Below are 23,139 nucleotides of genomic sequence, written 5' to 3' on the forward strand. Positions count from 1 at the left end.
AGTGTCCAAGCGCATCGAAGTCGAAAACCTCAACGTCTACTACAGCGATTTCCTCGCCGTCGAAGGCGTCTCCATGGAGATCGAGCCGCGCGCCGTCACGGCGTTCATCGGCCCCTCCGGCTGCGGGAAGTCCACGTTCCTGCGCACGCTCAACCGCATGCACGAAGTGATTCCGGGAGCGCGCGTCGAGGGCAAGGTCCTGGTCGACGGCGATGACCTGTACGGCCCCGGGGTCGACCCGGTGCTCGTGCGCCGTCACGTCGGTATGGTCTTCCAGCGGCCCAACCCGTTCCCCACGATGTCGATCAAGGAGAACGTGCTGGCGGGCGTCAAGCTGAACAACAAGCGCATCTCCAAGAGCGACGCCGACGCCCTGGTCGAGCGTTCGCTGCAGGGTGCCAACCTCTGGAACGAGGTCAAGGACCGCCTCGACAAGCCGGGCGCCGGCCTGTCGGGTGGACAGCAGCAGCGTCTGTGCATCGCCCGCGCCATCGCGGTGTCGCCCGATGTTCTGCTGATGGACGAGCCGTGCTCCGCGCTCGACCCGATCTCGACGTTCGCGATCGAGGAGCTCATCCAGGAGTTGAAGACGGAGTACACGATCGTCATCGTGACCCACAACATGCAGCAGGCATCGCGTGTGTCTGACAAGACGGCGTTCTTCAACATCGCCGGCACCGGCAAGCCCGGAAAGCTCATCGAGTACAACAACACCGACACGATTTTCACCGCACCATCGGTGCAGGCCACCGAAGACTACGTCTCTGGCCGCTTCGGGTAAGCCGCGGCGCCGCAAGAGCCAGCACCCGAACTGCAAGGGTTTCTTGGCGACACGCCGTTGGCCGCGGCAAACTCAGCGTGTGTCGCCGCAGGCGCCTTGTCGTTCTGTTCGTGCCCGTGAACGGCGTCGGCTCCTGCACAGCCGGCGCGGAAAAGACCCTGTCCACGGATGCCGCCGCACGCGCCGCCTGCGATCTCCGCGGCGTTCAGGGTATCGGCATGTGCGATGGACCTCCGGCCGTGTTCACGACGGCGCAACTACTCGGCACCGGGATGTCGCGAGCGCAACTGCGCACTCAGCTGACGGCGGGCGTCCTGGAGCGTCGACGCCGCGGCGTGTATACGGGCGCGGGCTCGTGCCCGGACGCCTCAGCCGTTGCCGCGCACGGCGGGCGGCTCGCCTGCGTTTCGGCTGCACGGCACCTGGGCCTGTGGGTACTGACCGCCGACGTGCGCACCCACGTCTGGCTCTGCGATGGCCAGCGGACCTATCATCCGGACGCCTGCGAGTGCGTCGAACACTGGGATGACGGACCGCTCGGAGCACCCGGGACGACCCCCTCGATGCCCCGCCTCCTCCTCCAGATCGCGCGGTGCCAGGGCATCGAAGAGTTCTTCGTGGTGCTGGAGTCGGCGATGCGACGGGGAATGCTCGACGAACAGGGCCGACGTTGGTTGTCTCGACGCGGCAATGCCGACGTGCACGAGGCATTGTCGCTCGCTCGCGACGATGCCGACAGCGGACTCGAGTCACTGCTGCGCTGGCGGCTCCGTCACCTTCGACTGCCGGTGAGAACACAGCAGCGCGTGGTGGGCGTCGGAACCGTCGACGCACTCATCGGTGATCGGCTTCTCATCGAGACCGATGGAGTCGACAATCACGATGGCGCCTCCCATCGCCACAAGGACCTCGTCCGCGATGCGAACGCCGCGATCTGGGGCTTCGTCACACTCCGCTTCGACTACGCGATGATCGTGCACGACTGGCCCCTCGTGGAGGCGGCGATCCGCGGCGCGCTCGCCACGCTCGCGCAGACGACGGGGCGCGGGCTCGCACCGAACCGCAAGCCCCCGCGGGCGACGCGCCGGTGAGAGGCCGCTGGGCGCGGCGTGTCGCGGTCGATCCCTTGCAGTTCGGTTCCGACGGGGTGGGCAGAAGTCGCCCGGAGCCGAAGCGCTCAGTCGCGCGGGCTGAGCAGATAGTCGTTGATGGATGCCGTGAACGCGGCATCCATCGGCATGTCCACATCGTCGATCGCAGTGATCGGCGCTGCCAGGCGCACGCTCGAGACGAGCCACGCGGCATCCGCGGCAGTCAGCTCCTCGACGCCGATGGTCACGTACCCGGTGTCGAAGCCGCGCGCCGCGAGGTGCTCGAACAGACTCGACTGCGTGGTGCCGTGCAGGATGCCGGCGTTCGGCGCAGGGGTGACGAACACGTCACCGCGACGCAGGATGAGCGAGGCGGTGGGCGCCTCCAGGACGAAGCCGTCGCTCGTGGTGAAGATGGCATCGTCGGCGCCACGGCGATGTGCTTCGCGCAGCGCCGCCATGTTGACGGCGTAGGAGAGCGTCTTGGCGCCGAGCAGCAGCCACGGCGCCCGCGCGGGGATGTCGAGCGCGTAGCCACGGTCGAGGGTGACCACCCGGATGCCGCGCGTGCGCGCCGTCGAGAAGTCAGCGGCCGGTGCGGCCGTGACCCACGCGGTCGGGGTGGGACCGTGCTCGATGCCGCGGCTGAGGATCAGCTTGATGACGCACTCCCCCGCGCCGCATGCGGCGGCGGCGAGCGCGACGGCCTGGCGCCACTGTTCGGCGTGGGGCTCGGGCAGATCGCAGAGGTACGCAGAATGGGCCAGCCGAGCGAGATGAGCCTCGACCTCCTGCGCGTGTCCATCGACGACGCCGATGGACTCGAAGATGCCGTCGCCGCGCTGCGTACTCAGCTCGCCGACGGTGAGCGCCGGCGCCGCCGGGTCGACCTCGGTGAAGGTGGCAGCGAAGTCGGAGCGGCCGTCGGCGGAGTCGGCGGGATCGATCATCAGTGCGAAGTGCCAGGCCATGCACCGAGCCTAGACCCGCGGGAATAGCCCGCAGAGGCGGTCCGTTACACTGGTCGAGTCGGGCCGCAGTAACCCCGGGCTCCAATATTTGCCGCTCCGAGCGGCCTTCCGCCGAGAGGCGTTTCTGCGGCCCGGCACTTCTCTTTTCTGGGCCACCCCGCTCGGGGAGCGAGCGCAGCACATCGAAACGCGCCGCATCACAGGTCAGGTCAGCGCTTCGCGCCGCCACAGTCCCGCACACGCCGTGAGGTCTCCGGCGTACGTGTCCAGACGCAGGGCCCGCGTGGTGAACGTGCTCGCCCGCTCCGGCTCTGTCGCGTCGTAATCGTCCGCGAGATCGGCGGCCCCCGCGGCTTCCACACGGCAGAACGAGGCCGCACGGTCGAGCGCAACGGCGAAGTCTCCGGTGAAGACGCCACGCAGGATCTCGTCGACGAGCGTCATCAGCTCATCCGGCCCGGCCGGAGTGGGCGCGCCGGCCACGACATCGTCGACCGACTGCAGCACCGCGCGACCGCGCTGGTACAGCAACGCCGCCGTGGCGGCATCGTCGCGCACCATCAGCTGCAGCAGATAGAGGCGCCACAAAGTTCCGGGCAGAGACCGTGCGGGCGAATGAGACCACAACTCGGCGACCGTCTCGAGGCCGTGCGCATCGGTGAAGGTGACGAGGCGCTCGACGACGGCATCCGTCGGCTCATTGCGCACGCGCATAAGCAGGGCGGATGCCGTGGCGTGGGCGATGCGTGAGACGTCGGCCGGGTCGGTGGACCCGTAGCGACGGTCGAACGCGTCCGCGGGTCGACGGACAGGGCGATGGTAGTCCCGGGGGTCGTCGCTCATCGTTCCAGGCTACCGGTGGCTCTCACCCGCCGGGCCGGCGGTGAGGGGCGCAGACGGGGGCTGTCAGGCGGTGGGGATTGCGATCACGGGCTTGGTCGTGGGCTGACCGTCCGGAGAGCCACCGGCCTGCTCGATCGTGACCGCGATCGTGTCACCGGGTTTCATCGTTCCGCTCAGCTCGGCCGTCGTCTTGGCGCCGGAGGCATCGAACGTCCCCGCCGCGATCGGCTGGTCGCCGCGCACGAACCACAGCTCATATGTGCGGTCGTTGGGGATGTCGGGCAAGCCTTCCGCCACCAGGACGACCTTGCCCACGCTCTGCGACCAGTGCGCCGTTGCGGCGCCGCCCTGGAAGTCGACCTGGGCGGACGACGCGTCGGGGGCGGACTGGATCTGCTCGAGCGCGGTGACCGCCGCGGGCGTGCGCCAGAGGTTGCTGACAGCGCCGGTGCCCCATCCGATGCCGACGAGCAGCACGATCGAGGCGACGAGGGCGAACAGCCCGCGGCTCCATGCACGCCGCTGCACTGTCTGCACCACATCGGTGGGCGGCGCGACGTCTGCGGCGTTGTCGGGGACGTCGGCGGTGTCGGTGGTGTCGGGAACGTCGGCGTCGGCCTCGATGGCTCGCATCAGCCGTGAGCGCAGATCGACCGGCGGAGCGACGGGTGCGATTGCGTCGGCCAGGATGTCGACCGCTGCCGCGTCGAGAGCGACGAGGTCGTGCCATTCGGGGTGGTTCGCGAGGGCATGGCGATAGGCGCGCTCGTCGTCAGGTGACAACGCGTTCATCGCGTGTCCTGCCGACAACTCGGCGAACTCGTCCGCGCCGATCTCTCGGAACTCGTGGTCGCTCATGACGTCACCCCCATCTCCTGCCTCAGGCGCGACAAACCGTCACGCATTCTCGTTTTGATCGTCCCCAGAGGCGATCCGACCAGTGCGGCGATCTCGCTCTGAGAATATCCGCCGACGTAAGCCAGAAGCAGAGCTTCGCGCTGAGCATCCGGAAGGGCATCCATCGCTCTCGCCACGCGCCTGCTCTCGATGCGCAGGGCAACCTGTTCGTCGACGCTGTCCTGGCCCGTATTCAGTTCACGCAGACCCGCTTTCTCGTCGCGTTCTGTGCTGGCGCGTGTCGACCGTACGCGGTCGACCGCACGTCGATGAGCAATCGTGAGGACCCAGGACCGTCCCTGACCCTTGTTCGGAACGAACCCCGAAGCGGATTGCCACACTTCCAAGAAAACGTCCTGGAGCACTTCTTCGCTGAGAGCGCGGTTGACGAGCACACGCAGGATGAGACCGAACGCCCGCGGAGCGAGCATGTCGTAGAGCTGACCGAAGGCGGCGCGGTCACCCGCGGCGGTGCGCACGAGCAACTCACCGGCATGATCTCGCGCCGGTGAGTCCTCGGGTACGTCCACACCGTCGATGACCATCCCTCTCAGCATGCCTCATCCCCGTCGCTCCTGCGTGCAGCGCGGCCGTCGGCCGTGGACACCGGATCGCGGCCCTGAGGCGACGCGACTCGACATTTCGCATATAAGGGGGAGGCGATCGGGCGGGCAGAGAGCAGTTCGGACTTTTTCCCATCCGATGTCGACGGGGCTCCGAAGGACCTGTCGAGACCGCACCTGGCGGCTCGGCAGGACTACCACCGCACATGGAGGACATCATGCTCAGCAGCACGAAGAAGATCACCGCAGCCCTCACGCTCGCCCTCGCCGGCGCATTCGCTCTGTCGGCGTGTTCGTCGGGAGCGTCGACGCCCGCCGCGACCACGCCGCCCGCCATGAGCCAGGAGACCAAGACGGCGTCGCCCACCGCCATGGACCCGGCCGCGAACCTCGTCGGTGCCGGTTGCGCCGACTACGCGAAGTCGGTTCCGTCGGGCGCGGGTTCGGTCGCGGGCATGTCGAAGGATCCCGTGGCCGTGGCCGCGTCGAACAACCCGCTGCTGACGACCCTCACCGCCGCGGTGAGCGGCAAGCTCAACCCCGACGTCAACCTGGTCGACACCCTGAACGGCAGCCAGTTCACCGTCTTCGCTCCCGTCGACTCGGCGTTCGGCAAGATCGACGCGGCGACCATCGACTCCCTGAAGACTGACAGCGCCACACTGACCAAGATCCTCACGTACCACGTGGTCCCCGGCCAGCTCGCCCCGTCGCAGATCGACGGCACGCACAAGACGGTCCAGGGCGGCGACGTCACCGTCACCGGCTCGGGAGACAACATCATGGTCAACGGTGCCAAGGTCATCTGCGGTGGCGTCCAGACGGCGAACGCGACCGTCTACCTCATCGACACCGTTCTGATGCCCACCAACTGATCGCTTTCCCAGACCCCCCGGGCGAGACCGCCGGCGCTTTCCGCGCCGGCGGTCTCGTCGCGTGCGGGCAGTGTCGTCGGGGACGCTACGCTGGAGAGACAGGGGCCTCTAGCTCAGTCGGTAGAGCATCGGACTTTTAATCCGCGGGTCGTGGGTTCGAGCCCCACGGGGCCCACCGCATCAGCGGCAAACGTCACTCGTGTGCTCACCCGCAGCACGGAGGAACTCTCGGCCGCAACGGGATCTCACGGCCCGATTCCGCGTTCGCCAGCGAGCGTCGGGCCTATCCTGCACGAGTGGGGTTCTCACCGTGGGGCGCGGCCGTCGCTGCGTCGATGCTCGCGCCGAGCCTGCTCCTCTGGCCATGGCCACCGCGCACATCGATGCCCCCGTCGCGCGTACCTCGCACGCTGCTCTGGCTCGAACGGATCGGGCAGTTTCTGTGCGTGACTGTTGCGGCGCTCGTGTTGCCCGGGCCTCTCATCGCGGGATGGGCAGCGCCTCTGTTGCTCGCGGCGGCGGCCTACTACGCGCTGTGGGCGCGATACCTGTTCGGCGGGCGAACCACCGCGCTGCTGTTCGAACGCTGGTGGATCGTTCCGATTCCACTGGCCGTGTTCCCAGTCGCGGTGTTCCTCAGCGCGGCGGCGTGGCTCAGCAACCCCTGGCTGGCCGTCAGCGCGATCGTCCTCGCCGCCGGACACCTGCCTGCGTCCGCACTCCGCGCGCGTGCGGATCGAATGCGCGGCTAGCTGCCCTGCACGTTCTGCAGAACCGCCTGCATCACCTGGGAGACCACCGAGGTGATCAGCCAGATCGAAGCGACGAAGCTCAGGGCCGTCGCCGCAATCCACGTCCACAGCGGCGCCGATCCGCCCGCGACCGTCCGTCGACGCAAGACGACGGCGCGTCCGATCATGTAGACGGCCGCCCCCGGGCTGAGAAGCACGAAGAACGACCAGGCCCAGCTGAACGGCGCCACCACTCCGCGACGCTTCAGCTCCCGCCAATCGAGCCAGCTGAAGAGAACGAACGCCGCGTAGAAGAGCCAGGCGACGAGCGCGATCACCCACGTATGCGCCTGCCAGGACAGCAGTTCGCCCACCGCACGCGACCCACGCGACATCGCCGTCACGGCAGAGACATAGCCGTTCCAGTCGATGAGGAAAATCGAGAGCATCGGAAGCACGGATGCCGCGACAGCGAGCCACACCCAGACGGTGGTCGTCGACACGTCGACCACCGGCGGAGTCGCCGACGGACCGGCGTAAGCCGGAGCCGAGGGGTAGGCGGATTGCACGGGCGTCGCAGGCACGGCGACCGGTGCGACCGGTGCGACAGCGGGGGCGTTGGCGGATGTCGGAGCGTATTCGCCGAAGCGCGGGGCGGCGACCGTCTGAGCCGTCCACTGCGTGCCGTCCCACCAGCGGCGGGCCGCGGCGTCCGCGGGGTCCGGGTACCAGCCGGCGGGGGCGCTCACGACGCCGCCCCCACGAGCTCGGCACCCGCGTGTGCGAGTTCGGCGAGCGCGGCATCCGAGGATTCGGGGGCGACGCCAGCGACGAGTTCGGTCAGCACGCGCACGTGCAGGCCGTGCTCGATGGCGTCGAGCGCCGATGCGCGCACGCAGTAGTCGGTCGCGAGGCCGGCGACGTCGACCTCCGTCACACCGTGGGCGCTCAACAGGGCCGACACCTTCTCCCCCGCATCCGTCGTGCCTTCGAACAGCGAATAGGCGGGCATGCCCTGTCCTTTCTTCACGTGGTGGGTCACGGCATCCGTGACGAGTTCGGGGTCGTACTCGGCACCGTCCGTTCCCGCGACGCAGTGCGCGGGCCAGGTGTCGACGAAGTCGGGCTCGGCGTCGGTGGCGAAATGCCCACCGTTGTCCGTGTGTCCCTCGTGCCAGTCGCGCGACGCGACGATCATCGCGTAGTCGTCGGCGTGTGCAGCAAGGTGCACACTGATGGCCGAGGCGACCGCGTCACCGCCCTCGACGGCGAGCGCACCGCCCTCGGTGAAGTCGTTCTGGACGTCGACGATGAACAGTGCTCTGGTCATACCCCGAGGCTACCCCTCGACGTTTCGACCGCGCGCTCACAACTCCGGAGAATCGGCCCGTTCGGCCCGCCGCGACCGGCGTGTCGCGGGTGCGGTGACCGGATGGGAGGAGTTGTGAACGGAGTCGGCCGATGCCCGCGACAGACTCGACGGCCACCAGATGACCCTCCCGAGGTCGTATGCGGCGGCGGGCACGAGCAGCGAGCGCACCACGAAGGTATCCAGCAGCACGCCGAACGCGACGATGAAGGCGAGTTGAGCCAGGAACAGGATCGGAATCACTCCGAGAGCGGCGAACGTGGCCGCCAGCACGAGCCCCGCCGAGGTGATGACGCCGCCGGTCGCCACGAGCCCGCGGAGGATGCCGGGACGCGTGCCGTGCCGCTTCGATTCCTCGCGCACGCGCGACATCAGGAAGATGTTGTAGTCGACGCCGAGGGCCACGAGGAAGACGAAGCCGTACAGCGGCACGGCGGGATCGGCCCCCGGGAAGTGGAAGACGTTGTCGAACACCAGTGCGCTCACACCGAGCGCCGCACCGTAGGAAAGGATGACGCTGAGGATCAGCAGCACGGGCGCGATCACGGCGCGCAGCAGCAGCATGAGGATCAGCAGAATCACCGCGAGGATCACCGGGATGATGAGCGTGCGATCGCGGATCGAGGTGTCGTTGGTGTCGAGATCGATTGCGGTCGGTCCCCCCACGAGCGCGACCCCCTCACCGAGGTCGGAGGCGAACGTCGCACGCAACTCGCGAACCGTCTGCTCGGCCGCCAGAGAGTCGGCCTTGTCGGAGAGCGTCGCCACCAGCAGCACATCGCCGTCGACCACCGTGGGCTGCGGCGGCGTGGAACTCGGCGGCCCCGCGAGCGTGTAGACCGGAGCGCCGTTCTGCACGGACACGCCGATCTGGCCCGAGGGAGTGTCCTTCGCCGTCGCCGCGACCGACTCGATCCCGGTGTCGGCGGCAAGCGCGGTCACGGCCTGCGCGACCCGGCTCTCCGGGACGACGACATACGCCGGACTGCCCGACCCGGCTGCGAAATGCTGGGCGAGCACGTCCTGTCCCTCGCGCGCCTGCGACGCTCCGAGGACGAGATCGCTCTGCGGCACACCGTCCGCTTTCAGCTGCAAGACCCCCACGGATGCCGCGAGCAGCACGACGGTCGTGACGATCCAGACCGGTCGTGCGTGTCGGGCCACCAACCGCGCCTGGCGGGCCCAGAAGCCGCGCACCGGCGTCGAAGGGTCGCTGACCAGACGCTCGGCGTTGTCGCCCGGGTCGCCGTCGGATGCGTGCGGGATGAACGGCCAGAAGGCCGTGCGGCCGAAGAGTGCGAGCAAGGCAGGCAGGAAGGTGAGCGCGGACAGCACCGCGAACGCGATGCCGATCGAGGCGATCGGACCGAGCGCACGATTGCTCGCCAGGTCGCTCAACAGCAGGCACAGCAGGCCCGCGATGACGGTACCGCCCGACGCGAGGATCGGCTCGAAAGCACCGCGCCAGGCGGTGACCGTGGCATCCCATCGCTTCTTCCCCGTCCCGATGGCCTCGCGGAAGCGAGCGACATACAGCAGCGCATAGTCGGTCGCGGCGCCGATCACCAGAATGAACAGGATGCCCTGAACCTGACCGTTCAGCACGAAAATGCCGGCCTTGGCCAGCCACCAGACCGTCAGCAGGGCGACGCACAGCGCGAAGGTGGAGGTCAAGAGGACGAGCACGGGAAGCAGGGGCGATCGGTACACGATCACGAGGATGATGAAGACGGCGCCGAGCGCGACGGCCAGGAGAAGACCGTCGATGCCCAGGAATCCGGCGACGAGGTCGGCGGTGAACCCTGCAGGGCCGGTGACCCAGGCGTGCAGATCCGCCGGGAGAGCGGCGTCGATCGCGCTCCGCACGGCGGCGACCGTGTCGGCGACGTTGCCCGTCGTCGAGATCGGGACGAAGAGCTGCACGGCGGCGCCGTCATCGGACGGCAGCGCGGGCGAAAGCTGCCCGACCCCCTCGACACCTTCGACGGTCTTCGTCAGAGTGGTGATCTCGGTGAGCTGGCTTGCCGTGAGCTTTCCCTCTCCGGTCACGACGACGACCGCGGGAATGCTCTCTCCCCCGGTGAACTCCGCGAGGCGCTGCTGCACCTGCGTCGATTCGGCCGACGACGGCAGGAACGATGACTGGTCGTTGGTGGCGACCTCATCGACCTTGCCGAAATACGGTCCGCCGATCGAGCCGCCGACGAGCCAGATCAGCACCAGCAGAACAGGGATGCCGATGCGCAGCCAGCGCGTGGGCATGTCGATTCGACTCCTCATGTCGCTAGCTTATCTAGTGATAGCCTGCGACGCCATCATCCGCGCAGGAAGTACAGCACCCAGCCTGCGACGAGGCTGAGGACGCCGAGCGCGAGCATCCCGGCGGCCGACCACACGAGCGCGCGCAGGCCGGGAGACCGTCGCACCAAACGCATTCGCCCGCGCCAGCCATGGCGATACCAGATCGCTGCGGTCTCGGCATCGGCGAGCGCCGCGGCGTCGGCCGGTGTCAGCGGCGCACTGTTCGCGTCACCGTCGGCGTCGAACCAGCGCACGACAGGATGCTCTCCGTCCCGGTCGACGATGGCCGATGCCGGCAGCCACGTCCCCTCGGCCGCCCAGACGCCGAGCGCGACGACGGCGAGCACCACGAAGGCGCCGAGTCCGATCCAGGTGAACACCTCGACCACTGCGTCGATCGCGTGATCCATGGTTCTCCCTGCGGAAGGAGGAAATGGAGCCGCCTAAGGGAATCGAACCCTTGACCTATTCATTACGAGTGAATCGCTCTGCCGTCTGAGCTAAGGCGGCGCAGGGAGCCGGAGCGCCATGCACGATGTCCGATCTTACAGGGTCGTGGGCTCGGCCGCGAACCGGACGCGTGTGGGATACCCGGGGCGGTGTCGCCGTGTTACGAGCCGATTCCACCTCGCGTCTACCGTGTGCCTACCGTCGATGAGGCACCGCGATGAGGCGAGCGCGGACAGCCGACGATCCGGCCTCCCCGTTCAGCGCGGTGCCCCGACACACAAGGAGCACCACCATGTCCAGAAAGTCCCTGGCCGCAGCATTGGCCATCCCGCTCGTCTTGCTGTTGAGCGCCTGCGCCTCCGGCGCGGCGTCGCCGTCGGCCGGTACCGGCGACGCATCCGCGCCCGTGCGCATCGGCGTCGTCGGGGCCGGAGACCCCTACTGGGAGACGTACAAGGAGGCCGCGGCCGCCGCGGGCATCACCGTCGACATCGTCAACTTCGATGCCTACGATCAGCCCAACCCGGCACTGTCGGCAGGCGAGCTCGACCTCAACCAGTTCCAGCACATCATCTACCTCGCGACCTACAACGTGAAGGCCGGCGACGACCTCGTCCCGGTCGGCGCCACCGCGATCTACCCCCTGGGGCTGTACTCGACGAAATACGCGAAGGTCGCCGACATCCCCGCCGGCGAGACGATCGCCGTGCCCAACGACGAGTCCAACCAGGCACGCGCCCTGTTGGTGCTGCAGTCGGCCGGACTCATCACGCTCAAGGACGGCGGCTCGATCTTCTCGGCCGTGGCCGACATCGAACCGGGCTCCAAGGTCAAGGTCGAAGCGGTGGCCGCCGACTTCACCGCGTCGTCCCTGCCCGATTTCGCCGGCGCCGTCGTGAACAACGACTTCGTCAAGAAGTCCGGACTCACCAAAGACCAGTTGCTCGCCCAGGACGACCCGACAAACGCGTCGGCCTTCCCCTACGTCAACATCTTCGCCGCCAAGGCGAAGGATGCCGACAACCCCACATACGCGAAGCTCGTGCAGATCTACCAGCAGACCAAGGCCGTGCAAGACGGCGTCAAAGAGGCATCCGGCGACACCGCCGTGCTCGTCACGACCCCTGTCAGCGACCTGGTCGCCTCGCTGAAGAAGACCGAAGACGATATCCGCACCCAGCAGTGACGCCGATGCGGGCGGCCCGTCCTGATCGATGGACCGCCCGCATCTGCCCGCTGCCGTCACCTCCACGACCGGAATCCCATGAGCCTCATCCGATTGACATCGGTCACGAAGACCTTCCCACCGCCTTCCCCCGGCACTCCCGCCGTGGTCGCCGTCGACGACGTCTCCCTCGACATCGAAGCCGGAGAGATCTGCGGCATCATCGGCTACTCCGGCGCGGGAAAATCGACCGTGCTGCGCCTGATCAACGCCCTCGAGACCGCCACATCGGGCTCGGTCGAGATCGACGGCGCCGACATCACGCGCTTCGGAGAGCGGGAGCTGCGTCGACTACGCAGTGACATCGGCATGATCTTCCAGCAGTTCAACCTCTTCGACTCCCGCACGGTCGCCGGCAACGTCGCGTATCCGCTGGAGGTCGCCGGCCGGCCGCGCGCCGAGGTTCGGGCACGTGTGAGCGAGCTTCTCGAGTTCGTCGGGCTGGCCGACAAGGCGCGTAGCTATCCCGAACAGCTCTCCGGCGGCCAGAAGCAGCGGGTCGGCATCGCGCGCGCGCTGGCGACCACCCCGCGCATCCTCCTCGCCGACGAGGCCACGAGCGCGCTCGATCCCGATACGACGCAGGAGGTGCTGTCGCTGCTGCGGCGCGCGAACGCCGAACTCGGCATCACGATCGTGGTGATCACCCACGAGATGGACGTCATCCGCACCCTCGCCGACCGCGTGGTGGTGATGGAGCACGGCCGCGTCATCGAAAGCGGCAGCGTCTTCGACATCCTCTCGGCTCCGCAACAGCCCGCCACGGCCCGATTCGTGGCGAGCATCATCGAGGATGTCCCCGCCGCCGAGGCGCTCCGCGTGCTGCGCAGCCGGCATCCCGGACGCCTGATCACGATCGACGTGCGTGAAGGGCGCGCCGCACAGGCCGACGTCTTCGCGACCCTGGCGGCCCACGGCGTGCGCTTCGAAGTCGTCCACGGCGGCATCAACGACATCGGCGGCCGCGTCTTCGGGCACCTGACGCTCGCGGTCAGCGGCGAGGCGGATGCCGTGGATCGCGCGATCGTCGCGGCATCCGCCTTCGCCGCACTCACCGAGGAGGACCCCCGTGGATAGGCTCATCACCCTGCTGCCCCAGCTGTGGGAGGCCACGCTGGAGACACTCTATGTCGCCAGCGCGGGGCTCATCCTCGGTGGACTTTCCGGGCTCATCATGGGCATGGCCTTGTACGCCACACGCGCCGGCAGCCTCTTCCCGAATCGTGCCGTGTTCGGCGTCCTGAACGTGATCGTCAACACGTTCCGGCCGATCCCGTTCATCATCCTGCTGGCCGCGGTGCAGCCGCTCGCCCGCGGCGTGGGGCTGCCGGGCATCGGGGCGCCGTTCGCGATCTTCGCGATCACGATCGCTTCACTGTTCGCGATCAGCCGCATCGTCGAGCAGAATCTCCTGACTGTCCGCCCGGGGGTGATCGAGGCGGCGCGCGCCGCGGGTGCGAGCCGCTCGAGGATCCTGTTCCGCCTGGTTCCCCGCGAGGCCCTCGGCCCCCTGGTCCTCGGCTACACGTTCGTCGTCGTCGCGCTCGTCGACATGACGGCGATGGCCGGCGCCGTCGCGGCCGGCGGCCTCGGCGAGTTCGCCATCAACTACGGCTTCAAGCAGTTCAACCCGTGGGTGACGTGGTCTGCGGTGCTCGTCATCGTGGTCATCGTGCAGCTCGTGCAGTTCGTCGGCAATGGGCTCGCACGACGGATTCTGCGCCGCTGACTCAGCAGGTGAGACCGTTCTGAGGCACCGTGCCGTTCACGAAGTAGTCGTCCACGGCGCTGTCTACGCACGTATTGCCCTTGTTGTAACCGGTGTGACCCTCGCCCTGGCGGGTGATCAGCACCCCCGACGACAGCTGCTGCGCCAGCGACACCGACCACGCGTAGGGCGTCGCCGGGTCGTTCGTCGTGCCGACCACGACGATCGGCGCGGCGCCGTCTGCCGTGATCTTCTCGCGCACACCGGTGGGCGGGTACGGCCACACTTCGCAGACGTCCACACCCTGCCAGTACGGGGCGATGGTCGGAGCCTTCTGCTTCACGAGCGCGTCCGCGGCATCCTTGTCGGCCTGTGAGGTGTCGAGCGGATAGTCCATGCAGTTGTAGGCGCGGAAAGCCTCCGTCGAGTTGTCCTCGTACGTGCCGTCGGAGCGGGCGTAGTAGAAGTCCGCGAGCCGCAATGCCGTGTCGGCGTCGCCTGCCAGCGCATCCGTGAGCGCCTGGCTGAGGTACGACCAGCTGTCCTGGGAGTACAGCGCCGCGATGATCGCGGTCATGAGCGTGTCCGCACCGAGTTTGCGACCATCAGAGCCGGTCAGGGGCACGCGGTCGACGCTGGCCAGGAGCGTGCCGAGCGATGCCATCCCCTCATCGACACCTCCGGAGAAGGGGCACGCACTCCCCTGGAGGCAGTCGGCCATGTACGCGCGCAGCGCGGACTCGAAGCCCACCGCTTGCGTCGTGCTGACGTCGAGGCCCGACACCGACGGATCGATCGCGCCGTCGAGCACCACCCGGCCCACGCGGTCGGGGAACAGCTTCGCGTAGGTTGCGCCGAGGAACGTGCCGTAGGAGTACCCCAGGTAGTTGAGCTTCTTGTCGCCGAGCACCGCGCGCAGCAGATCCATGTCGCGGGCCGCGTTGTCGGTGGTGATGTAGGGCAGGATGCCGCGACTGTTCGCCTCGCACGCGTTCACGAAGTCGTGGTTGCGCTTCGTGAGCTCGTCGGTCCAGCCTTGGCTTCCCCGCGGATCGGCGGGGATGTCGAAGAGGTAGGCATCCATTGCGGAGGGATCGAAGCACCGTACCGCGGTCGAACGGCCGACGCCGCGCGGGTCGAAACCGATCACGTCGTAGGCATCGGACAGAGCGGAACCGACGGCGAACGACGACGACTGCGCGATGAGGTTGTAGCCACTGGCACCCGGGCCGCCCGGGTTGGTGAGCAACGACCCGATCGCGTTGCCGTCGGTTGCCGCCCGGCGGATGACGGCGAGATCGATCGTGCCGACCGAGGGATCGGTCCAATCCAGGGGCGCGGTGACCGTCGTGCAGTCGTAGCTGCCGGCATCCGTCCCGCTGCACGAGGCCCAGTCGAGCTTCTGCTGGTACAGCTGCTCGAAGCCGGCGGGCGCGCCGTCGAGATCAGGCTCACGACTCGGGGCTGGCGTGGCGACGCTCTCCGGAGGGATAGCGGCGTACAGGCACCCGGTCAGCATGGTCGTCGCTGCGGCGAGCGCCGCGATCGCGACCACCACACGGCGGACGAACGGTCGACGGGAACGGTGGGATGTCTCGGTCACAGGGTCCTCCCGCTCGCGACAGTCACGAGCATGCTCTCCAGGGCCAGGGTGGGGGCAGCGTTGCCCTCCAGGTTGGTTCGGGTCTGTGCGATCGCGTCGAGCACGACGAGCGTGCGCGGGGGCGCCCACGCGTCGGCCAGTGCGGTCAGATCGGCGGCGAGCTCACGGTTGATCAGATCGTCTCGACGACCGAACTGGATCATCAGCACGTCGCGGAACAGCGATTCCAGGTCGGTGAGCACGCGATCGATGCCGTCGCGCAGACTGCGGGTGGCGCGGCGCTTCTGGTCGTCTTCCAGCGCGGACAACTGGCCGCGCACCGCCGGAGGGGTCGCGGCGCCCGGCGCGATGCCGAGGGTGCGCAGCAACGCCTCGCGCTCCGCCTCGTCGCGCTCGGCGGTGAGGGCTTTCGCATCGTCGGTGGCCAGCTGGACGATGCGGGCAGCTGTCTCGACCGCTCCCCCGACACCGCGCACGGACAGCACGGCGCGGAGCGTCTCGTCGCGCCGCTCGCGTGCCGACTCGTCGGTGGCGAGGCGCACCGCCATGCCGATATGCCGTTGGGAAAGGCGGGCCGCCTGCTCGGCGGTGACGTCGTCGACACCGGTGCGGGCGACGATCAGACGCGCGACATCGGCGACATCGGGCTCGCGAAGGCGCAGCGTGCGCACACGGGAGCGGATGGTGGGCAGAAGGTCTGCCTCGCTCGGGGCGCAGAGAATCCAGACGGTGCGCTCGGGCGGCTCTTCCAGGGCCTTCAGGAGCACGTTGCTGGTGCGCTCGACCATGCGGTCGGCGTCTTCCATCACCATCACCCGGTAGCGGCCGAGCGATGGCGAGAAGTATGAGCGCTCGACAAGGGCGCGGGCGTCTTTGATCGAGATGATCACGCCCTCGGTGCGCAGAGCGGTCAGATCGGGATGGGTGCCCGCCAACACCTGCCGCATCGCCGCATCGTCGCCCGGCTCGGCGATGAGCGCGGCGGCGAAAGCGTAGGCGAGGGTGGAGCGCCCGGATCCGGCCGGCCCGGTGATCAACCATGCGTGGGCGAGTTGGGCGGGATCGGATGCCGCGGCCTGCAGCTGAGCGAGCGCGTCGTGCTGCCCCCACACCTCTGCCCACGGCAGTTGCTGCCCCACAACCTCGCCGTCTGAGGTCGGGGCGGCGGCGGTCATGCGCACCAGCCTACGATGCGCCACCCCCACCCGCTCGCGCACCGCACCCTTTCGCCCGTGCCGTCACGATTCGACGCGACGGATCACTCCGGTTAGGACGATGCGTCGCAGCTCGCGAAGAAGGCGGCGACGCGGTTACGCACAGCGGCGGCGAGAGTGTCGGCCGGTTGCGCAGCGTCGAGCACCAGGAAGCGCGCGGGATCGGCGGCGGCCAGGGCGAGAAACGCCGTGCGCACACGCTCGTGGAACTCGCTCTTCTCAGCCTCGAGCCGGTCGAAAGGCTTGTCCGCGGCATCCAAGCGCCGACGAGCGTCGGCCGGGTCGAGATCGAGCAGCACGGTGATGTCGGGCAATGCGCCCTCCGCGGCCCAGAGCGACAGCTCGCGCACCTCACCGGCATCCAGCACACGCCCGGCCCCTTGGTAGGCGACCGACGAGTCGAGGTAGCGGTCCTGGATCACGACCTCACCACGTTCGCGCGCGGGTCGCACGACGGTCGCGACGTGCTGAGCACGGTCGGCGGCGTAGAGCAGTGCCTCGGCGCGCGGCGCCACCTCGCCCCGGTGATGCAGCACGATGTCGCGGATCAAGACCCCGACCTCCGTGCCGCCGGGCTCACGCGTGCGGATGACCGTTCGCCCCTGCTCGCCCAACCAGGTCTCGAGCAGAGTGGCCTGCGTGGTCTTGCCCGTGCCGTCACCGCCCTCGAAGGTGATCCAGAGCCCCTCGGTCATTTCTTCTTGGCGGCCGGCTTGCGCGTGGTGGTGGCGCGCCGCGTCGTGCGCTTGGGGGCGGGACCCTTGGCGCGCTTGTCGGCGAGCATCTGCACCGCGACCTCGAAAGTGATGTCGTCGGGAGTCTGCCCCTTGGGGATCGTCACGTTGGTCGCGCCGTCGGTCACGTACGCGCCGAAGCGGCCGTCCTTGATGCGGATCGGCTTGCCCGAAACCGGGTCTGCCTCGAACTCCTTGAGAGAGCTCGCGGCGCGGTTGGCGTACTTCGGCTGCGCGTAGATCTCCAGCGCCTGCTCGAGAGTGATGTCGAAGATCTGGTCTTCGCCCGTCAGCGAGCGCGAATCCGTGCCCTTCTTCAGGTACGGACCGTACGGGCCGTTCTGCGCGGTGATGGGTGTCTCGGTCTCGGGGTCGACGCCGACGGTGCGCGGCAGAGAGAAGAGCTTGAGCGCCGTGTCGAGGTCGATCGTCTCGGGCGACATGCTCTTGAACAGCGACGCCCGGCGCGGCTTGGGTGCTTCCACCTTCTTCTTCGCCACGCGCTTCTTCGGCGCCGTCTCGGCGGCGTCGACCACGGGGGTGGGCTCGGGTTCAGGTTCGGCCGGAAGCACCTCTTCGAGGTAGGGGCCGAAGCGACCGTCCTTGACCACGATGTCGCGACCGTTGTCGGGGTTCTGCCCGAGCACGCGGTCACCGGCGATGGGCGCGTCGATCAGCTCGCGGGCCTTCTCGGGCGTCAGCTCGTCGGGTGCCAGATCGCTCGGGACGTTGACGATGCGCGTCGTGCCGTCGCCGTTCGGCACATCGAGGTAGGGGCCGTAGCGGCCGAACCGGAGGGTCGCGACCTCACCGATCTTGGTGGAGTTGATCTCGCGGGCGTCGATCTCACCGAGGTTGTCGAGGATGTGGCGGAGGCCCACGTGGTTCTCGGAACCGAAGTAGAACTCCTTGAGCCACGCCACCCGCTGCTGCTCGCCGCGCGCGATGGCGTCGAGGTCGTCTTCGAGCGCCGCGGTGAAGTCGTAGTCGACGAGGTCGGCGAAGTGTTCCTCCAGCAGACGCACCACGCTGAAGGCCAGCCAGCTCGGCACGAGCGCCTGACCTCGCTTGCTGACGTAGTCGCGGTTGATGATGACGTCGATGATGCTGGCGAACGTAGAGGGGCGGCCGATGCCCTTCTCCTCGAGCGCCTTGACCAGCGAAGCCTCGGTGTAGCGGGGCTTCGGGCTGGTCGCGTGACCCTTGGGCTCGACATCGCGCAGGTCCAGCACATCGCCGACGGCGAGGGACGGAAGCGACTGGTCGTCGGCCTTGTCGGCGTCGCCCCGCTTCTCGTCGCGGCCCTCTTCGTAGGCCTCGAGGAAGCCCTTGAAGGTGTACACGGTGCCGGATGCCGTGAACGACGCGGTCGTGCCCGCGGCATCCACCTCGAGCGTGACAGTCGTCGTCTCGTACTTGGCGTCGGACATCTGCGAGGCGACGGTGCGCTTCCAGATGAGGTCGTAGAGGCGCAGCTCGTCGCGGTCGAGGGCGGCCGAGACCGATGCCGGGGTGCGGAAAGCGTCACCCGAGGGGCGGATCGCTTCGTGCGCTTCCTGCGCATTCTTGCTGTTGTTGCGGTAGCTGCGCGGGTTCGCCGGCACCGCCTTGTCACCGTAAAGCGCGACAGCCTGGGTGCGCGCCGCCGTGACCGCCTGCGTCGACAGAGCGGTCGAGTCGGTGCGCATATAGGTGATGTAGCCCTTCTCGTAGAGCCGCTGCGCGACGCCCATGGCGTGCTTCGCGCTCATCGACAGCTTTCGACCGGCCTCCTGCTGGAGGGTCGAGGTCGTGAAGGGGGGCTTGGGGCTGCGTGTGCCCGGCTTGGCTTCGACGGCGGTGACCGTCGCCTCGCCGCGCGCCTCGATCGCGGCGGCGAGTTCACGCGCCTGCGACTCGAGCAACACGACCACAGCTTTTTTGAGTTCACCGGCATCATCGAAGTCGGTGCCGCGGGCGAGAGGCGCGCCGTCGAGGCGTGCCAGACGCGTCGCGAACGACTCGGCACCGGCGGCGGCGAGCGCTTCGACGTCCCAGTAGGAGGCCGACACGAACGCCATGCGCTCGCGCTCGCGATCGACCACCAGTCGGGTGGCTGCGGACTGCACGCGGCCCGCGGATGTGCCCTGACCGACCTTGCGGCGGGTCACGTCGGAAACGTCCCAGCCGTACAGGCGGTCGAGGATGCGGCGGGTCTCCTGCGCGTCGACGAGAGCGAGATCGAGCTCGCGGGTGTTGTCGACGGCAGCGCGGATGGCGTCTTTGGTGATCTCGTGGAAGACCATGCGCTTGACCGGGACCTTGGGCTTGAGCGCCTCGAGCAGGTGCCACGCGATGGCTTCGCCTTCGCGGTCCTCATCCGTGGCGAGCAGGAGTTCGTCGGCGTTCTTCAGAGCGCGCTTGAGCTCGGCGACGGTCTTCTTGCCGCGCTCGCTCTCCACATATAGAGGAGTGAATCCGTTCTCGATGTCGATGGAGTACTTGCCCACCGACGTCTTCTTCAGTTCGGCGGGGATGTCCTTCTTGTCCGCGAGGTCACGAATGTGACCGACCGAGCTGAGGACCTCGTATCCATCGCCCAGGTATCCCTGGATCGACTTCATCTTCGTCGGCGACTCGACGATGACGAGCTTCTTGCCCCCAGAACTCTTGACAGCAGCCACGTGCGTCCTTTCTCCGATGCACACCATACACACCGCCCGGCGTAGAGGACGCTGGGAGCGAGGTGCCCGCGCGCCACTCACCCGCCGGCCGAGTCGGCCGGCCCGGCCCGCGCCCGGGCCTCGGCGACGAGCAGTCCGGCGCCGAGGCGCACCCGCACGGTGGCTGTCACATCGGTGAGGGTGCACGCCGCGAGTTCGGCACCGCCGGATGCCGCGACCTCACCCGCCCTCTCGCACGGAACGCCCGATACGGCCCCCGTCGCGGCGTCGGCGGCCGCCAGCGCCGCGCCGTCGGCGATGCCGGCCGCGCGTGCCGCGTGGAAGGATGCCGTCCCCACCGCGCCTATGCCGATGGCCATCGTCGACGCCACCACCAGCGCGCCGACAGCGGATGCCGTCCCCGCCATCAGGGCGCTCCCCTCGCGTGCGACATCGCCTCCACCGCGACGCTCACCGCCCGCCGTCGAGCGCGCATGATCGGGCGTGCAGGTCGGGTAGCGGCACGGCGATGCTCACCGACGCCGACGCGGCCACGCAGACGAGGTCGCCGTCCGCACCGACGCCGTCGACGCGGCCGCCGGAGATCGCATCCACGATCTGCGCCGCCCGGTCGGGCTCGCCGCGCGCCGCGAGGCGAGCAGCTTGGGCGACCGCCTGCTCGAGCCTGACCTGACGGCCGAGGGCTCCCAACGCCCCGACGGTCAGCGCGATGAGCAGCACGACGGCGGGCACGATGACGGCGAACTCCGCGGTCGCCGATCCGCCGTCATCGCGCCAGCGCATCACGCAACCGTCAGCGCACGACGCACGAGATCGGTCAGAATGCCGCGCACCTCGTCGCTGCGCATGATCACGACCAACAGGCCCGCGAACGCGACCGCCGCCATTGTGGCCACGGCGTACTCGGCCGTCGCTGCGCCGGTTTCGTCGGCGTAGAGGCTGCGAACACGGCGCCGCGTCAGCGGCGGAAGGGGCGGTGCCGCGGAACGCGAGTGCACGAGCGGGGAAGAGTGAGACATGGGAACTCCTTTGATCGGCGATGGATGAGTGGGCACATCAGACGGCCGACCCCGTCGCGGATAGACCGAAGATCGACATCGACGGGGGCTCGGCAAGGGCGGGAACCGCACCGCTGAGCACCGAGAGCAGCATGGGCGCGACGCCCAGCAGCAAGAAGGCGGGCAGGGTGCACAATCCCATCGGCAGCAGAAGCTTGGCGCCCAGGCGGGCAGCGCGCAGACGTCCCTCCGTGCGTGCGTGGCGGCGCTCCTCCGCGGCGCTTGCCCGCAGCAACTCGACGGCGGGAGCGCCGGCGCGCTGCGAGAGATCGAGCACCCCTCGGATGCCGGGGGTCGGCTCACCCCCGCCGGCATCCGTCATGGCAGAGATCGCGCGCTCCACCGACACGCCTCCCGACAGGGCGATCGCGACGATGTCGCTCTGCACCCCCGCGAGGCGAGCGCCCGGCTGTGCCCGAGCAACGAGCCGCGCCGTCCACCCACGCGCCGCGAGCATCAGCCCGAGCCCGGCGAGCAGGCACGCCACACCCGCGGGTTGGGTGATGACAGCGCCGATATCGAACCCGAGCAGCAGAGCCAGGGCGATCGCCACCAGCGGAAGCCACGCGACGAGGCGTGCGGTCGCTGTCGGATCGGCCAGCGCGACGGCGACATCGTCGCGCGTCTCCTCGGCATCGCGGAGAGCGTCGGCGAAGCGTCGCAGACTCGAGGCCAGAGGCGCTCCCACAGTTTCGGCGACCTGCCACGCAGCGGCGACATCCGACCACGGACCCCCCTCGGCACGGAGGGCCGACGCGGTCCCCATACCCACCGACACGGGGACGACCCGCTCGGCGACCGGGTCTCCGTCCTCGGCAAGGAGCTGCCACGCATGCGACGGCGCCACCCCCGCCTCCAGCAGCACCGCGATCTTGCGCACGGTCATGGCGGCTCCGAGCACGGGAGCGTTCCGCGTGCGCCTCATGTCAGTGCCTCCATCCGAAGGCGGCCGCCATCGTCGAGCTGCGGTCGAGCGAACCCTGCGATGCGCCGGATCCCGTCACCTCCGCGCTCGACATGCACGACGACGCCGATCGCACTGACCACCTGACGCGCGATGGCATGGTCACTCATGCCCGCGAGCGCACCCAATGCCTCAAGACGGGCGGGCAGGTCTCTGATGCTGCCGGCGTGCACGGTTCCCGCCCCACCGTCGTGCCCGGTGTTCAAGGCGGTGAGCAGCTCACGCACCTCCTCGCCTCGACACTCGCCGACGACGAGGCGATCCGGTCGCATGCGAAGTGCCTCCCGCACGAGCCGCGCGAGCGGCACGGCGCCGGCTCCCTCCAGGTTGGGCTGTCGAGCTTCCAAACGCACGTGATGGGGATGACCGACACGCAGTTCGGCGACGTCTTCGATCGTCACGATGCGCTCGTGGGCGGGCACGCGGCCGAGTAGCGCCGACAGGAGCGTCGTCTTGCCGGCGCCGGTCGCACCCGACACGAGGATGTTCTCCCGGGCGGCCACCAAGGCTTCCAGCCGCTGCAGCGTCACCACGTCGCACAGCCCCCGGTCGGCGAGCTCACCCAGATCGGGGACATCGACCTGCGGCAACCGGATCGAGATCGCCGCTCCCGAGCAGGCCACTGGCGGCAAGACCGCATGCACGCGCGCGCCGTGCTCCCAGCGCACATCCACGAGCGGAGAGCCGTCGTCGAGATGCCGCCCTCCGACCCCGATGAGGGCGACGGCGAGCGCGCGCAGTTCGTCCGCGGCGGCGTGCCATTCAGGCACATGCACGACGCCGTGCCCGCGATCGACGAAGAGGCCGTCGCTGCCGTTGATGAACACGTCGGTGACAGTCGGGTCGCTCAGCACGTCGCGCAACGGGTCGAGGGCCGGATGATCCGGCAGAAGACGCGGCGCCGATCGCACCCCTGGCGGCGACGCCGCGACGTCGATGGCCGCAGCGACCGACGTGCGGCGGGACCCAACCGGCGACGCCGACACCGTCTCGTCAGCCAAACCCACCCGGCGCACGGCTTCGGGAACGCTGCGCGGTTCACGGCGGCGGACGACGAACGATTCGGGCATGCCCCGACGCTAGAAGCGCCCGGCATCG

At 68.8% G+C, this 23,139-nt stretch carries 24 protein-coding genes and 2 tRNA genes; 8 read left to right on the plus strand and 18 right to left on the minus strand.

Going from position 1 to position 23,139, the window contains the following annotated elements:
* Position 1: 1 nt before the first annotated feature.
* Positions 2–781: a phosphate ABC transporter ATP-binding protein PstB gene (gene pstB / locus ITJ43_RS12320; RefSeq protein WP_194584148.1), complete on the plus strand. Its 780-nt coding sequence runs from the start codon at positions 2–4 to the stop codon at positions 779–781.
* A 110-nt stretch (positions 782–891) separates the two neighbouring features.
* Positions 892–1,872: a type IV toxin-antitoxin system AbiEi family antitoxin domain-containing protein gene (locus ITJ43_RS12325; RefSeq protein ID WP_323741222.1), complete on the plus strand. Its 981-nt coding sequence runs from the start codon at positions 892–894 to the stop codon at positions 1,870–1,872.
* 86 nt (positions 1,873–1,958) lie between these two features.
* On the opposite strand, the gene ITJ43_RS12330 is transcribed toward ITJ43_RS12325, so the two are convergent.
* The 4 genes from ITJ43_RS12330 to sigK form a co-directional block, all read right to left on the minus strand.
* Complete coding sequence (locus ITJ43_RS12330; RefSeq protein WP_194584149.1) at positions 1,959–2,843, minus strand: aminodeoxychorismate lyase; 885 nt, start codon at positions 2,841–2,843, stop codon at positions 1,959–1,961.
* A gap of 204 nt (positions 2,844–3,047) precedes the next feature.
* The gene (locus ITJ43_RS12335; RefSeq protein WP_194584150.1) at positions 3,048–3,686 is read right to left on the minus strand and encodes a DNA-directed RNA polymerase subunit beta; all 639 of its coding nucleotides are present in this window, start codon (positions 3,684–3,686) and stop codon (positions 3,048–3,050) included.
* Positions 3,687–3,749: 63 nt separating this feature from the next.
* The gene (locus ITJ43_RS12340; protein WP_194584151.1) at positions 3,750–4,544 is read right to left on the minus strand and encodes an anti-sigma factor domain-containing protein; all 795 of its coding nucleotides are present in this window, start codon (positions 4,542–4,544) and stop codon (positions 3,750–3,752) included.
* The gene (sigK, locus tag ITJ43_RS12345; protein ID WP_194584152.1) at positions 4,541–5,140 is read right to left on the minus strand and encodes an ECF RNA polymerase sigma factor SigK; all 600 of its coding nucleotides are present in this window, start codon (positions 5,138–5,140) and stop codon (positions 4,541–4,543) included. The genes ITJ43_RS12340 and sigK overlap by 4 nt, the downstream gene beginning before the upstream one ends.
* Positions 5,141–5,364: 224 nt before the next feature.
* Here sigK and ITJ43_RS12350 point away from each other — a divergent pair, with 224 nt between their 5' ends.
* From ITJ43_RS12350 to ITJ43_RS12360, 3 genes are all read left to right on the plus strand, one after another.
* Entirely contained in the window at positions 5,365–6,021 is a 657-nt protein-coding gene (locus ITJ43_RS12350; protein WP_194584153.1) for a fasciclin domain-containing protein, read from the plus strand.
* 102 nt (positions 6,022–6,123) lie between these two features.
* Positions 6,124–6,196: transfer RNA gene (locus ITJ43_RS12355), tRNA-Lys, on the plus strand.
* Positions 6,197–6,317: 121 nt separating this feature from the next.
* Positions 6,318–6,773, plus strand: coding sequence for a hypothetical protein (locus ITJ43_RS12360; protein ID WP_194584154.1), 456 nt, complete (start codon positions 6,318–6,320; stop codon positions 6,771–6,773).
* On the opposite strand, the gene ITJ43_RS12365 is transcribed toward ITJ43_RS12360, so the two are convergent.
* The 5 genes from ITJ43_RS12365 to ITJ43_RS12385 form a co-directional block, all read right to left on the minus strand.
* Positions 6,770–7,501, minus strand: a complete 732-nt coding sequence (locus ITJ43_RS12365; protein WP_194584155.1) for a DUF2510 domain-containing protein — start codon at positions 7,499–7,501, stop codon at positions 6,770–6,772. The genes ITJ43_RS12360 and ITJ43_RS12365 overlap by 4 nt on opposite strands.
* Positions 7,498–8,082, minus strand: coding sequence for an isochorismatase family protein (locus tag ITJ43_RS12370; protein WP_194584156.1), 585 nt, complete (start codon positions 8,080–8,082; stop codon positions 7,498–7,500). The genes ITJ43_RS12365 and ITJ43_RS12370 overlap by 4 nt, the downstream gene beginning before the upstream one ends.
* Positions 8,083–8,118: 36 nt before the next feature.
* Entirely contained in the window at positions 8,119–10,401 is a 2,283-nt protein-coding gene (locus ITJ43_RS12375; RefSeq protein ID WP_194584157.1) for an MMPL family transporter, read from the minus strand.
* A gap of 35 nt (positions 10,402–10,436) precedes the next feature.
* Positions 10,437–10,832 (minus strand): hypothetical protein, encoded by a 396-nt coding sequence (locus ITJ43_RS12380; protein ID WP_194584158.1) that lies wholly within the window; start codon positions 10,830–10,832, stop codon positions 10,437–10,439.
* Positions 10,833–10,856: 24 nt separating this feature from the next.
* Positions 10,857–10,932, minus strand: a tRNA-Thr gene (locus ITJ43_RS12385).
* 232 nt (positions 10,933–11,164) lie between these two features.
* On the opposite strand from ITJ43_RS12385, the gene ITJ43_RS12390 reads away from it, so the two are divergent.
* The 3 genes from ITJ43_RS12390 to ITJ43_RS12400 all read left to right on the plus strand — a co-directional run bounded on the left by ITJ43_RS12390 (position 11,165) and on the right by ITJ43_RS12400 (position 13,826).
* Positions 11,165–12,058, plus strand: coding sequence for a MetQ/NlpA family ABC transporter substrate-binding protein (locus ITJ43_RS12390; RefSeq protein ID WP_194584159.1), 894 nt, complete (start codon positions 11,165–11,167; stop codon positions 12,056–12,058).
* Between the two features lie 78 nt (positions 12,059–12,136).
* Positions 12,137–13,174, plus strand: a complete 1,038-nt coding sequence (locus ITJ43_RS12395; RefSeq protein ID WP_194584160.1) for a methionine ABC transporter ATP-binding protein — start codon at positions 12,137–12,139, stop codon at positions 13,172–13,174.
* Positions 13,167–13,826, plus strand: a complete 660-nt coding sequence (locus ITJ43_RS12400) for an ABC transporter permease subunit (protein ID WP_194584161.1) — start codon at positions 13,167–13,169, stop codon at positions 13,824–13,826. The genes ITJ43_RS12395 and ITJ43_RS12400 overlap by 8 nt, the downstream gene beginning before the upstream one ends.
* 1 nt (position 13,827) lies before the next feature.
* Here the strand turns inward: ITJ43_RS12400 and ITJ43_RS12405 are convergent, their stop codons facing one another.
* From ITJ43_RS12405 to ITJ43_RS12445, 9 genes are all read right to left on the minus strand, one after another.
* The gene (locus ITJ43_RS12405) at positions 13,828–15,408 is read right to left on the minus strand and encodes an alpha/beta hydrolase (RefSeq protein ID WP_194584162.1); all 1,581 of its coding nucleotides are present in this window, start codon (positions 15,406–15,408) and stop codon (positions 13,828–13,830) included.
* Positions 15,405–16,583, minus strand: coding sequence for a DNA polymerase III subunit delta' (locus ITJ43_RS12410; protein WP_194584163.1), 1,179 nt, complete (start codon positions 16,581–16,583; stop codon positions 15,405–15,407). The genes ITJ43_RS12405 and ITJ43_RS12410 overlap by 4 nt, the downstream gene beginning before the upstream one ends.
* A gap of 92 nt (positions 16,584–16,675) precedes the next feature.
* Positions 16,676–17,317: a dTMP kinase gene (tmk, locus tag ITJ43_RS12415; protein WP_194584164.1), complete on the minus strand. Its 642-nt coding sequence runs from the start codon at positions 17,315–17,317 to the stop codon at positions 16,676–16,678.
* Positions 17,314–19,959, minus strand: a complete 2,646-nt coding sequence (gene topA, locus ITJ43_RS12420) for a type I DNA topoisomerase (RefSeq protein WP_228495881.1) — start codon at positions 19,957–19,959, stop codon at positions 17,314–17,316. The genes tmk and topA overlap by 4 nt, the downstream gene beginning before the upstream one ends.
* A gap of 137 nt (positions 19,960–20,096) precedes the next feature.
* On the minus strand, positions 20,097–20,426 hold the full coding sequence (locus tag ITJ43_RS12425; protein WP_194584166.1) for an Rv3654c family TadE-like protein: 330 nt from the start codon (positions 20,424–20,426) through the stop codon (positions 20,097–20,099).
* 43 nt (positions 20,427–20,469) lie between these two features.
* Entirely contained in the window at positions 20,470–20,802 is a 333-nt protein-coding gene (locus ITJ43_RS12430; RefSeq protein WP_228495858.1) for a TadE family type IV pilus minor pilin, read from the minus strand.
* The gene (locus ITJ43_RS12435; protein WP_194584168.1) at positions 20,802–21,038 is read right to left on the minus strand and encodes a DUF4244 domain-containing protein; all 237 of its coding nucleotides are present in this window, start codon (positions 21,036–21,038) and stop codon (positions 20,802–20,804) included. Before ITJ43_RS12435 ends, ITJ43_RS12430 begins: the two co-directional genes overlap by 1 nt.
* 37 nt (positions 21,039–21,075) lie before the next feature.
* Complete coding sequence (locus tag ITJ43_RS12440; RefSeq protein WP_194584169.1) at positions 21,076–22,002, minus strand: type II secretion system F family protein; 927 nt, start codon at positions 22,000–22,002, stop codon at positions 21,076–21,078.
* Positions 21,999–23,111, minus strand: a complete 1,113-nt coding sequence (locus ITJ43_RS12445; protein ID WP_194584170.1) for a TadA family conjugal transfer-associated ATPase — start codon at positions 23,109–23,111, stop codon at positions 21,999–22,001. Before ITJ43_RS12445 ends, ITJ43_RS12440 begins: the two co-directional genes overlap by 4 nt.
* Between the last annotated feature and the right edge of the window lie 28 nt (positions 23,112–23,139).

This window comes from Microbacterium sp. VKM Ac-2870 (assembly GCF_015350795.1).
Lineage (GTDB): Bacteria > Actinomycetota > Actinomycetes > Actinomycetales > Microbacteriaceae > Microbacterium.